This window comes from Winogradskyella eximia (assembly GCF_003386165.1).
GTDB lineage: Bacteria > Bacteroidota > Bacteroidia > Flavobacteriales > Flavobacteriaceae > Winogradskyella > Winogradskyella eximia.
On record NZ_QRDV01000001.1, the window covers coordinates 753,116 to 764,823 of the forward strand.

An 11,708-nucleotide genomic window follows, 5' to 3' on the forward strand; every position below is an offset into this window, starting at 1 on the left:
TTATTTTAAAGTGTTTCCTCCTTTTTCGCCTGTTCTTATTCTGTATACTTCATCTATTTGGGAGACAAATATTTTGCCATCTCCAACATCTCCTGTAGATGCGGATTCTAGTATGGCTTTGATTGTGATAGCTTCAAAGTCGTCATTAACAACGATTGATAAGTAGCGTCTCTGAATATCGCTTGTGCTATATGAAACGCCTCTATAAACATGGCCTTCCTTTTCATTTCCAAGTCCAGTAACATCCCAGTAAGAGAAGAAATTAACGCCTACTTCATGTAATGCGTTTTTTACTGTAGAAAATTTTGATTTTCTAATGATAGCTTCAATCTTTTTCATTGTGTTATTTATTAGTTAGAATATTAATATGTTGCATTATATATTTAATTGTGATAATGTGAAAACATGCTAATTTCCGTTAAATCTATAGAATATTAACTTATGCCCTATAATAAAATGGGGTTTATGTGTAATTTTTGTGAATTTGTAAATTTTTACCCTATAAAATTTAGGTATAAATTGTAATTGAATAATTTTAGTGAAGTGCTTCTAAAAGTAAAACCCCTTGAAGCCATAGTTTCAAGGGGTTTATTTTAATAACTAGATTGTGTTATTGATTTGGTGTTTGGGTGGTATAAAATGTGTTGTTATCCTCTGTCTCGTTTTCCAGGGTAGGCAATTTCTCCATGTTCTGAGAGGTCAAGACCAACTTCTTCTTCTTCTCTTGTTACTCGGAGACCCATAGTGGACTTTAAGATTTTAAGTATAATGAACGATAATACAATAGACCATGTGGCGTAAGCTATAACTCCTATGGCTTGAGTGCCTAATTGTCCAAGTCCACCTCCATTAAATAAACCTATACCAGTTTCGCCGTCTATTCCCCAGAGGCCAATTACTAATGTTCCCCATGCTCCAGCAACGCCATGTACAGATGCGGCTCCAATTGCGTCATCAATTTTTAATTTCTTTTCAATAATTTCTATTGAAAATACAACAATGATACCTCCAATAAGTCCTGCGAATACTGCGCCTACAGCTGACATGTTTCCGCAACCAGCAGTGATGCTTACTAAGCCTGCAAGAGCGCCATTTAAAGTTTGTGGTAGATTTGGTTTACCGTACCATATCCAAGTTGTAATTAGTGCTCCTAGTCCACCAGCTGCTGCAGCTAAATTTGTGATTAAAACAACGTTTGAAGCTGCTATGGCGTCTGCGCCTCCCCAAGCTAATTGAGATCCTCCGTTAAAGCCAAACCAGCCTAGCCAAAGGATAAATACACCTAGAGTTGCTAATATTTGATTGTGGCCAGGAATTGCATGTACTTTTCCGTCAACATATTTGCCTATTCTTGGGCCAACCATGTATGCTGCGACTAATGCTGCCCATCCACCAACTGAGTGAACAATTGATGATCCTGCAAAGTCAATAAAACCTAGGTTGGTTAGCCAACCTGATCCTTGCCATTGCCATCCGCCTGCGATTGGGTAGATTAAAGCGGTCATTACGATAGAAAATATAATATAAGTTGAGTATTTTGTACGTCCTGCAATAGCTCCAGAGACTATGGTTGCTGCGGTTGCTGCAAACATGGTTTGGAATAATAGATCGGCTCCTTCTCCTTGCATTAATCCGCTCCAGAAAAACCATCCGTTAGAAGTATCTCCATACATTAAAGAATAACCTACAAGCCAGTATGTTAGTGATCCAACACAAATGTCTAGTAAATTCTTCATTGCAATATTGGCCGCGTTTTTAGAGCGTGTCATTCCTGTTTCAACAAGGGTGAAGCCGGCTTGCATAAAGAAAACTAGGATGGCTGAAATTAGCATCCAAAGCATTCCCATGTCACCATTAATGGCGGCAACAGCAGCTTCGATTTCTGTAGGTTCGGCAGTGCCTTGCACTGCTATAAGGTTTGGGATGAATGTTAAAATATTATTTATCATAATAAAGGGTGTTAGTTAGTGGCTTTGGTTAGAACGTGTAGATTGCGGCTAAGGTAAATGCAGCTAAGCTACTTGCGTCTTCTCCGTCCGCATCAAAATATCTGTCATCCCAATTGCTCCATGAGTCTAATCTGATTTCTGGCTTTATGATTAGGTTGCTTTCTACTGTGTAGCTACCTGTTAAAGTTGCTCCAAATACGCTTGGTAGGTCTTCGCCTTCTTCAGCATGGTAGCCAAATAGTTCTCCTCTTAAGCCAAGTGCGAAATCATCAGATAATGTGTATTGTGGGTATAAGGCAGCTCCGTAGAATCCGTTTTTGAAATCATCGCTTATCACCTCTCCATCATCATCAAAAACATAAGATGTAGTTTGGTATGCGGCATTTATTCCTAAGAAAAATGCTTCAGATATTTCAAAGCCACCAGTGTAGTCAACTTCAAAACCTAGGCCACTGTTAGCGCCACTGTCGTAGTATAAATTTAGGAATTGTCCTTTGTAACCTAATTGAGCTCCAAAAGAGTATTCTCCGGTTGTAGAGGTGTTGTTTGTGTCCCAAGGATTCATAACGGCTAGCATTAAACTAAAATCATCAGATAAAGCAAAATCTGCCTTTAAGCCCATGTGAGAGAAAGGTCCATTAGAAAATAAATAGGACGTACTGTAGTTGAAGTTTGCTGCAGGAGCAATTACTTCGTACCCTAAAAACGTATTAAAACGTCCAAATGTCAAAGTAGTAGATTCTGAAACATTCCAATATGCGTATGCTTGATTTACGATACCATCAACAATGTCGTTGCTAAAAGTTGCGCCAGCACCTCTTGGTCCAACAACCAAATCAAGAACTGCACCTACTTTACCGCTTTCGTAGCTTGCGATTACGTTACCCATGCCTAAAGCAAATCCGGTTTGGTCTGCAAAAGCAGTTCCAAAGGATTGTCCGGAATCATCAGATGCTGTTAAGTAGGTTTGGTAATATGCATCAACACTTCCGCTTATTGTAAAAGACTTTTCTTTTTTAGCCTCTTCTGTTTCTTGTGCTGTTAAAACTATTGAGATTAATAGTAGCGTTAGAGTAAAAATGTTCTTCATAATATTCATATTTAAAAATAGTTGGTTCGACTCAAAACTATATAATATTCATTTACACCCTATAAAAAAACAGGTTTAAAATGTTATTTTTATGAATTTGAGATATTATACCCCTAAAATTTTAGGGTTAAAATTTATTTTGGTGATTTTTTTGTTATATCGATAATTTGATTTTTAATAAAATGAAATAAAAATGTTATAATTATGAATTATTTATACCTTTTAAATGTTTTTGAAATCGTTTTCGCAATAAACATGGTTTTTTGTTGAATAATTTTTATTAGCTAATTAGTAGTATATTCTAATATTATTGCAATATTTTCAATAAGAATGCTCATTATTAGTGATATGGGAAAAGTGTTTCTACTTTTTTTTTAATCGAATTATAGCTTCTATATTAGAGATGTAATAAGGTGTAAAAACCTTTAAAATTTTTCTGAATTATGTTTAAGAAGCAAGGACTTTATTTACCAGAATTTGAACACGAAAATTGTGGTGCTGGATTCATCTGTAATCTAAAGGGAGAGAAGACAAATCAAATTATACATGACGCCTTAGAAATACTGGTAAAACTAGAGCATCGAGGAGGTGTAAGTGCTGATGGAAAAACAGGTGATGGAGCAGGCCTTTTAATAGATATTCCACATGCTTATTTTAAGCGTGTTTGTGGGTTTAAAGTGCCAGTAAAAGGTAAGTATGCCGTAGGTATGGTTTTCTTGCCAAAAAACAGAAATCAATATAAGTTTTGCAAGGATACTTTTGAGAAAGAAATTATAGCTCAAGGACTCTCTGTAATTGGATGGAGAGAAGTGCCTGTAGATTCTACACAATTAGGTGAAATCGCCTTAGCTTCAGAACCTAATATAGAACAACTTTTTGTTGGGAAATCTAATGAAGTTTCTGAGGCAGATTTTAAAGCAAAACTCTATGCAGCACGTAAGATAACAGAGCATACCGTTAGAAAATCTAAGATGTCGCAAAGCTCTTATTTTTATGTGTCTAGTTTATCAATGAATACACTTATATATAAAGGTATTATTATGCCAGAAGATATAGGTCCTTATTACAAAGATTTACAAGAAGACGATTTAGTAACACGTTTGGCTTTAGTGCATCAACGTTTTTCCACGAATACCATGCCTACTTGGGAGTTAGCGCAACCATTTAGATTTATGTGTCAGAATGGAGAAATAAATACCCTTCGAGGAAATATTAGTAGAATGCGTGTACGTGAGGAAATCATGAAAAGTGACGTTTTCGGTCCGCAAATAGAAAAATTATTTCCAATTATTTTACCAGGAAAATCAGATTCAGCTTCTATGGATATGGTGGTGGAATTGTTAACACACACAGGTCGTTCATTACCAGAAGTCATGATGATGATGATTCCCGAAGCTTGGGAAAAACACAAAACCATGTCGCCAGAGCGTAAAGCATTTTACGATTACAATGCTTGTATTATGGAACCTTGGGATGGACCAGCTTCTGTACCATTTACAGATGGAAATTATATAGGTGCATTATTAGATAGAAACGGTTTAAGGCCGTCGCGATATACAGTGACTAAAAGTGGTAAATTGATTATGTCTTCAGAAATTGGTGTTGTAGATATTGCACCAGAAGATGTTGAAAGTCACGGTCGTTTAGAGCCTGGTAAAATGTTTTTAGTAGACATGAACCAAGGTCGAATTATTAATGACGAAGAAATAAAAAGTAAAATTGTTAGAGAAAGACCATATCAAGAATGGTTAGATAAGACGAGGTTACACTTAAAAGATATTCCTTACACAGGTGAAACGTGTCCGATTGAAACTCTAGATATAAAAACAAGACAACGTTTATTTAATTATACGTTTGAGGATATTCAAGAAGTCATTACACCAATGGCACAGAAAGCTAAAGAAGCTTTAGGGTCTATGGGAATTGATACGCCTTTAGCAGTTTTATCTAATAAACCGCAATTAATTTCAAACTACTTTAAGCAATTATTTGCTCAGGTTACAAATCCGCCTTTAGACGGAATTAGAGAAGAGATTGTTACAGATATTAGTTTGTCTTTAGGAAAGGATAGAAACATTTTTAGTATTACCGAAAGGCAATGTAGAAAATTGAAAATTCAGAATCCAGTAATTTCAAATGACGATTTAGCTAAAATTAGAAATATTCAAGTTGAAGGATTTAAAGCTGAAACCATTGAGATGTTATATCAAAAAGATAAAGGTCTTAATGGTTTAGAGGATGCTTTAGATAGCATAATAGTTCAAATTGAAAAAGCTTTAGTTAGAAAAACAAACATTATAATCTTATCAGATAGAGGTGTTAGTAAAGAAATGGCGCCAATCCCACCATTATTAGCTTGTTCTTATGTAAGCCATCAGATGAATCGTTTACGTAAGCGTTCATATTTCGATATTATTATTGAATCTGCAGAGCCACGTGAGCCACATCATTTTGCAACATTATTTGGTTATGGAGCAAGTGCTGTAAATCCTTATATGGTAAATGAAATCATTAGAGCGCAAGTTAAAGAAGGCTTCATTACTGATATGGATGAGCAAAAGGCGGTTGATAATTTCAATAAAGCTATCGGAAAAGGAATACTGAAAGTAATGAATAAAATAGGAATCTCAACCTTACGTTCTTACAGAGGTTCTCAGATTTTTGAAATCGTAGGGTTTAATTCTCAATTTGTTGAAAAATACTTTCCTTATACAGCTTCAAGAATCGAAGGCATAGGATTATATGAAATTGAAAAAGAAATAGAAAAGCGCTATAAATTTGCCTATCCAAATACCGAAGTTGATAAGCGTTTAGGATTAAATATAGGTGGAGATTATAGATGGAGACGTAATGGAGAAAAGCATTTGTTTAATCCAACAACAGTTGCAAAATTACAACAAGCTGTGAGATTGAGTGACCAAGCGAGTTACGATGTGTATGCAAAAGCCATTAATGAACAGTCAGAAAATTTAATGACCATTCGTGGGTTGTTTGAATTTAATAATATTGACCCAATTCCTATTGAAGAAGTCGAACCTTGGACAGATATCGTAAAACGATTTAAAACAGGTGCGATGTCATACGGTTCAATTTCGCGTGAAGCGCACGAAAATTTAGCCATCGCTATGAATAGAATTGGAGGAAAATCTAATTCAGGTGAAGGAGGAGAAGATAGAAGACGTTTTCAACCAGATGTCAATGGAGATAGTAGAAATTCTGCGATAAAGCAAGTTGCTTCTGGTCGTTTTGGAGTAACATCTCACTATTTAACTAACGCTAAAGAGATTCAAATAAAAATGGCTCAAGGTGCAAAACCTGGAGAGGGTGGTCAGTTACCTGGTGAAAAAGTATTACCATGGATTGCTGCAGCTCGAAATTCTACACCATTTGTAGGTTTAATTTCACCACCACCACATCACGATATTTATTCAATTGAAGATTTAGCACAATTAATTTACGATTTAAAAAATGCAAATCGTGAGGCTAGAATTAATGTAAAATTAGTGTCAGAAGTTGGAGTAGGTACCATTGCTGCAGGTGTAGCGAAAGCAAAAGCAGATGTGGTGCTTATTTCAGGGTACGATGGAGGAACAGGAGCATCACCGTTAACATCTTTAAAACATGCAGGCTTGCCTTGGGAATTAGGTTTAGCAGAAGCACAACAAACCTTAGTACTTAATAATTTAAGAAGTCGAATCGTAGTTGAATGTGATGGTCAATTAAAAACAGGTCGTGATGTCGCTATTGCAGCATTATTAGGTGCAGAAGAATTCGGATTTGCAACAGCACCTTTAGTCGCTTCAGGTTGTATTATGATGCGTAAATGTCATTTAAATACCTGTCCTGTTGGTATCGCAACCCAAGATAAAGAGTTGCGTAAAAACTTTAAAGGGACACCGGAGCATGTTATTAATTTCTTCTACTATATCGCAGAGGAATTAAGAAGTATCATGGCTGAACTAGGCTTTAGGTCTATGGCAGAAATGATTGGTCAAACACATAAAATTAATGCAAATAAAGCCATCAAGCATTATAAAGCTAAGGGCTTAGATTTATCTTCTATTTTATACCGACCAGAAGCTTATAGTAAGATGACGGTTAAGAATACTGAGAAGCAAGAACATAATTTAGATAATGTTTTAGATTTCAAAATTCTAAAAGATTCGCATCGCGCTTTATATCGAAAAGAGCAGATGTCGTTAGCTTATCCAATAAAGAATACAAATAGAACGGTTGGTGCGATTGTAAGTAATGAAATTTCAAAAATCTATGGACATTTAGGATTACCTGAAGATACCTTAAATATAAATTTTGAAGGTTCTGCAGGACAAAGTTTTGGAGCGTTTGGAGCACATGGATTGACTTTTAAACTTGAAGGAAATACAAATGATTATTTAGGGAAAGGATTATCTGGAGCTAAGTTAATTGTTAAGAAACCAACTAAAGCAGATTTCAAGGCAGAAGACAATATCATTATTGGTAATGTTTGCTTATTTGGTGCGGTCGAAGGACAAGCGTATATCAATGGAATAGCAGGAGAACGTTTCGCAGTTAGAAACTCGGGTGCAACAGCAGTTGTAGAAGGTGTAGGTGACCATTGTTGTGAATATATGACAGGAGGAAAAGTGGTTGTTCTTGGTAAAACAGGACGAAATTTTGCTGCAGGTATGAGTGGAGGAATAGCATATGTATATGACCCAGAGAACAAATTTGTTAATGGATTATGTAATACCGAAACCATAGAATTTGAAAAGATTTTGAAGAAAGATGCTAACGATTTAAAAGCGGTAATTGAGAAGCATGTAAAATATACAGATAGTCAATTAGGTAAATCTCTTTTGGAAAATTGGGAAGTTAGCTTGAAGAATTTTGTACGTGTAATGCCAACGGAATACAAACGTGCTTTAAAACGTTTAGAGACAGAAGAACAAATGGTTGAAGAATTAGAAACAGTATAGGACAATGGGAAAAGTAACAGGTTTTAAAGAATTCGAAAGAAAAGATGAGTCATACAAGCCAGTAAAGGATCGTGTAAAGCATTATAATGAATTTACTGTGCCTTTAAAGGATAAAGACATGACCGAACAAGGGTCGCGTTGTATGGATTGCGGCATTCCATTTTGTCATAGTGGTTGTCCGCTTGGGAATCTAATTCCAGATTTTAATCATATGGTACACCAAGGCGAATGGCAAAAAGCCTCTTGGATATTACACTCAACAAATAACTTCCCAGAGTTTACAGGTCGTTTGTGTCCTGCACCTTGCGAGCAAGCATGTGTTTTGGGTATTATTGAAGATCCAGTTTCTATAGAAAATATCGAAAAAAATATTGTTGAACGTGCCTTTAAAGAGGGGTGGATTAAACCGCAGCCACCTAAAACGAGAACAGGAAAAACAATTGCAATTGTTGGTTCTGGTCCGGCAGGTTTAGCTGCTGCGCAACAATTAAACAGAGCTGGTCATACAGTGACGGTTTTTGAACGTGATGATGCTATTGGTGGATTATTACGCTACGGAATTCCAAATTTTAAAATGGAAAAAGGCATTATAGATCGTCGTTTAGCCATTTTGGAAGCTGAAGGTATTGTGTTTAAAACCAATGTTAATGTTGGTGTAAATTATGATGTTGAAGATTTAAAAAAGTTTGATGCTGTCGTACTTTGTGGTGGTGCAACTGAAAGAAGAAGTTTGCCAACACCAGGTATCGATGCTGATGGAGTAGTACAAGCGATGGACTTCCTAACGCAACAAACTAAAGTTGTTTTCGGTCAGAAAGTAAAAGATCAAGTTTTAGCAACTGGGAAGAATGTTATAGTAATTGGAGGTGGAGATACAGGATCAGATTGTATAGGTACATCGAATCGTCAAGGTGCAAAATCGGTAGTTAATTTTGAAATTATGCCAAAACCACCAGGACATCGTTCACCAGCAACACCTTGGCCATATTGGCCGTTGCAATTAAAAACGTCAACATCTCATAAAGAAGGTGTGGAGCGTAATTGGTTAATCAACACTAAAGAGTTTGTAACAAATGCTAAAGGTAAATTAACAGCTTTAAAAACGGTAAATGTAGAGTGGGAAATGGTGCCAGGAGAACGTCCTAAACTGATTGAAGTTGCAGGTACAGAAAAAACATGGAAATGTGATCTAGCATTATTAGCTCTTGGTTTTACAGGTCCAGAATCTACTATTGCAGATAAACTAGGTTTAGAAAGAGATGTGCGTTCTAATTACAAAGCAACCTACGGAAAATACCAAACCAATATTCCAAATGTATTCACAGCAGGAGATATGCGAAGAGGACAATCATTAATTGTTTGGGCAATTTCAGAAGGTAGAGAAGCTGCTCGTCAAGTTGATATCTATTTAATGGGTAAATCAGATTTAGCCACTAAAAATGAAGAAGGTGATTTGGTTGGACTGTAATTAATTAAGTCGACTATTGGAATTTTACTAGTAGGAGTAGCATATTAAAGTATAAAAAAAGCATCTGGAAATAGATGCTTTTTTTATGTTTAGTCATGTATTTATTGTCAAATAAGTGTAGAATAAAAAAGTGTATTACAACTACTTACCGTTGTCTGCTTTCCAACACATCCTCAATATCTTCAAGCGTAAAACCTTTAGCTTTCAGCAAAATTAAATAGTGATACATTAAATCTGCTGCTTCATTTTTAAATAAATCCGCATCATTATCTTTGGCTTCAATAACCAGTTCAACAGCTTCTTCACCTACTTTTTGAGCAACTTTATTTATTCCGCTTTTGTATAATTTGTTGGTGTATGAATTCTCATCGTTAGTATCAATTCGGTCACTGATAGTTTGCTGCAAATCATACAAAAACCCTTTAGCCGTTTCTTCTTTAAAACAAGAGGTGCTTCCTGTATGGCAAGTTGGTCCTTTCGGTTCTGCTTTAATTAAAATGGTATCGTTGTCACAGTCAATTTGAATGTCTTTAACTATTAAGAAATTACCAGATGCTTCCCCTTTGGTCCAAAGTCTGTTTTTGCTTCTGCTAAAAAAAGTGACTTTGTTTTCGGCTTTAGTTTTATTGAAGGCTTCCAAATTCATGTAACCTAACATTAATACTTGTAAGGTGTTGTTATTTTGAATAATGACAGGAACAAGTCCGTTGTCTTTTGAAAAATCTATGTCCATCGTATAGCTATGTTTTCGTTTTTTAAATACTGTTTTAATTCTGGAATTGGAATTTCCCCATAATGAAAAATGCTTGCTGCCAATCCTGCACTTGCTTGCGTGTTTTCAAACAAGGTTTTAAAATGTTTTTTAGTTCCTGCTCCTCCTGAAGCAATTACCGGAATATTAACAGAGGCGCTCACTTTTTCAGTGATATCAAGAGCAAAACCTGCTTTTGTACCATCGTTATTCATAGAAGTAAGTAGTATTTCACCAGCTCCTATAGCTTCAACTTGTTGTACCCAATCTAATGTTTTTAATGGTGTTGCTGTGCGTCCTCCATGAACAAATACGAACCATTCTCCATCTACAAATTTGGTATCAATAGCAACTACAACGCATTGACTTCCAAATTCATTTGCGATTTGAGTAATTAACTCAGGATTCTTAACGGCTGAAGAATTCACACTCACTTTATCTGCGCCAGCTTTTATAATTGCAGAAACATCTTCAATAGAATTGATGCCACCTCCAACGGTAAACGGAATATTAATTTCTTCAGCAATATGAGTCACCAATTCTACTAATGTTTTTCGCTTTTCAATTGTAGCTGTAATATCTAAAAACACCAATTCATCAGCACCTTGAGCCACGTAGCTTTTCGCCAATTCAATTGGGTCGCCAGCATCGATAATATCCACAAAGTTGATACCTTTTACGGTTCTTCCATCTTGAATATCAAGACAAGGTATAATTCGTTTTTTTAGCATAATTTTTGTAATTCTTTTAGTGATATGTTGCCTTCGTAAATGGCTTTTCCTAGAATTACTCCTTCGCAACCTATGGCATTTACCAATTCTAAATCTTGCATAGAAGACACACCTCCGCTTGCAATTAGTTTTACATTCGATTTTGAAATAATTTCGGTGTATAATTCGTTTGAAGTGCCTTGTAACATGCCATCTTTTGCAATATCTGTACAAATAACATATTGAATGCCTTTTGATTCATAATCGTTTATAAAATCAACAACATCTAATTCTGAAGCTTCCAACCAACCATTGGTAGCGATTTTTCGGTCTTTGCAATCGGCTCCTAAAATTATTTTTCCAGAGCCATATTTTTCTAGCCATGCTAAAAATACATCTGGATTGTTGGCTGCAATGCTTCCTCCTGTAATTTGATGCGCTCCGCATTCAAATGCAATTCTTAAATCGTCATCAGATTTTAAGCCGCCTCCAAAATCAACCTTTAAATTGGTTTTTGTGGCAATATTTTCTAATATGTTATGATTGACAATATGTTTAGATTTGGCTCCATCTAAATCTACTAAATGTAAATATTGAATGCCATTAGCTTCAAATTCTTTGGCCACTTCCAAAGGGTTTTCGTTATATACTTTTTTCGTGTTATAATCTCCCTTTGTGAGTCTAACACATTTGCCATCGATGATGTCTATTGCTGGTATGATTCTCATTATTTAATAGTATATAGTTTTTTTATTTGAGATGTTTCGACTGCGCTCAACATG

General features: G+C 35.7%; 8 protein-coding genes. 2 read left to right on the forward strand and 6 right to left on the reverse strand.

Features of this window, described 5'->3' with window-relative positions; genetic code table 11:
• The 3 genes from DFQ10_RS03210 to DFQ10_RS03220 all read right to left on the reverse strand — a co-directional run bounded on the left by DFQ10_RS03210 (position 1) and on the right by DFQ10_RS03220 (position 3,039).
• Entirely contained in the window at positions 1–339 is a 339-nt protein-coding gene (locus tag DFQ10_RS03210) for a P-II family nitrogen regulator (RefSeq protein ID WP_115815972.1), read from the reverse strand.
• Between the two features lie 308 nt (positions 340–647).
• Positions 648–1,847 (reverse strand): ammonium transporter, encoded by a 1,200-nt coding sequence (locus DFQ10_RS03215; RefSeq protein WP_115816429.1) that lies wholly within the window; start codon positions 1,845–1,847, stop codon positions 648–650.
• Between the two features lie 130 nt (positions 1,848–1,977).
• Positions 1,978–3,039, reverse strand: coding sequence for an outer membrane beta-barrel protein (locus tag DFQ10_RS03220; RefSeq protein ID WP_115816430.1), 1,062 nt, complete (start codon positions 3,037–3,039; stop codon positions 1,978–1,980).
• Between the two features lie 443 nt (positions 3,040–3,482).
• On the opposite strand from DFQ10_RS03220, the gene gltB reads away from it, so the two are divergent.
• Positions 3,483–7,997 (forward strand): glutamate synthase large subunit, encoded by a 4,515-nt coding sequence (gltB, locus tag DFQ10_RS03225; protein WP_115815973.1) that lies wholly within the window; start codon positions 3,483–3,485, stop codon positions 7,995–7,997.
• A 4-nt stretch (positions 7,998–8,001) separates the two neighbouring features.
• The gene (locus DFQ10_RS03230; protein ID WP_115815974.1) at positions 8,002–9,465 is read left to right on the forward strand and encodes a glutamate synthase subunit beta; all 1,464 of its coding nucleotides are present in this window, start codon (positions 8,002–8,004) and stop codon (positions 9,463–9,465) included.
• Positions 9,466–9,610: 145 nt separating this feature from the next.
• On the opposite strand, the gene hisIE is transcribed toward DFQ10_RS03230, so the two are convergent.
• From hisIE to hisA, 3 genes are read right to left on the reverse strand one after another with little or no spacing between them, the layout of a single operon-like run.
• The gene (hisIE, locus tag DFQ10_RS03235) at positions 9,611–10,198 is read right to left on the reverse strand and encodes a bifunctional phosphoribosyl-AMP cyclohydrolase/phosphoribosyl-ATP diphosphatase HisIE (protein ID WP_115815975.1); all 588 of its coding nucleotides are present in this window, start codon (positions 10,196–10,198) and stop codon (positions 9,611–9,613) included.
• Positions 10,189–10,947 (reverse strand): imidazole glycerol phosphate synthase subunit HisF, encoded by a 759-nt coding sequence (gene hisF, locus DFQ10_RS03240; protein WP_115815976.1) that lies wholly within the window; start codon positions 10,945–10,947, stop codon positions 10,189–10,191. Before hisF ends, hisIE begins: the two co-directional genes overlap by 10 nt.
• Complete coding sequence (gene hisA / locus DFQ10_RS03245; RefSeq protein WP_115815977.1) at positions 10,941–11,654, reverse strand: 1-(5-phosphoribosyl)-5-[(5-phosphoribosylamino)methylideneamino]imidazole-4-carboxamide isomerase; 714 nt, start codon at positions 11,652–11,654, stop codon at positions 10,941–10,943. Before hisA ends, hisF begins: the two co-directional genes overlap by 7 nt.
• Positions 11,655–11,708: the final 54 nt, after the last annotated feature.

What these genes read in the sequence shown, in the direction of transcription:
- DFQ10_RS03210 (WP_115815972.1), bottom strand. Translation starts at nt 339, where the DNA reads ATGAAAAAGATTGAAGCTATCATTAGAAAATCAAAATTTTCTACAGTA.
- DFQ10_RS03215 (WP_115816429.1), bottom strand. Translation starts at nt 1,847, where the DNA reads ATGGGAATGCTTTGGATGCTAATTTCAGCCATCCTAGTTTTCTTTATG.
- DFQ10_RS03220 (WP_115816430.1), bottom strand. Translation starts at nt 3,039, where the DNA reads ATGAAGAACATTTTTACTCTAACGCTACTATTAATCTCAATAGTTTTA.
- gltB (WP_115815973.1), top strand. Translation starts at nt 3,483, where the DNA reads ATGTTTAAGAAGCAAGGACTTTATTTACCAGAATTTGAACACGAAAAT.
- DFQ10_RS03230 (WP_115815974.1), top strand. Translation starts at nt 8,002, where the DNA reads ATGGGAAAAGTAACAGGTTTTAAAGAATTCGAAAGAAAAGATGAGTCA.
- hisIE (WP_115815975.1), bottom strand. Translation starts at nt 10,198, where the DNA reads ATGGACATAGATTTTTCAAAAGACAACGGACTTGTTCCTGTCATTATT.
- hisF (WP_115815976.1), bottom strand. Translation starts at nt 10,947, where the DNA reads ATGCTAAAAAAACGAATTATACCTTGTCTTGATATTCAAGATGGAAGA.
- hisA (WP_115815977.1), bottom strand. Translation starts at nt 11,654, where the DNA reads ATGAGAATCATACCAGCAATAGACATCATCGATGGCAAATGTGTTAGA.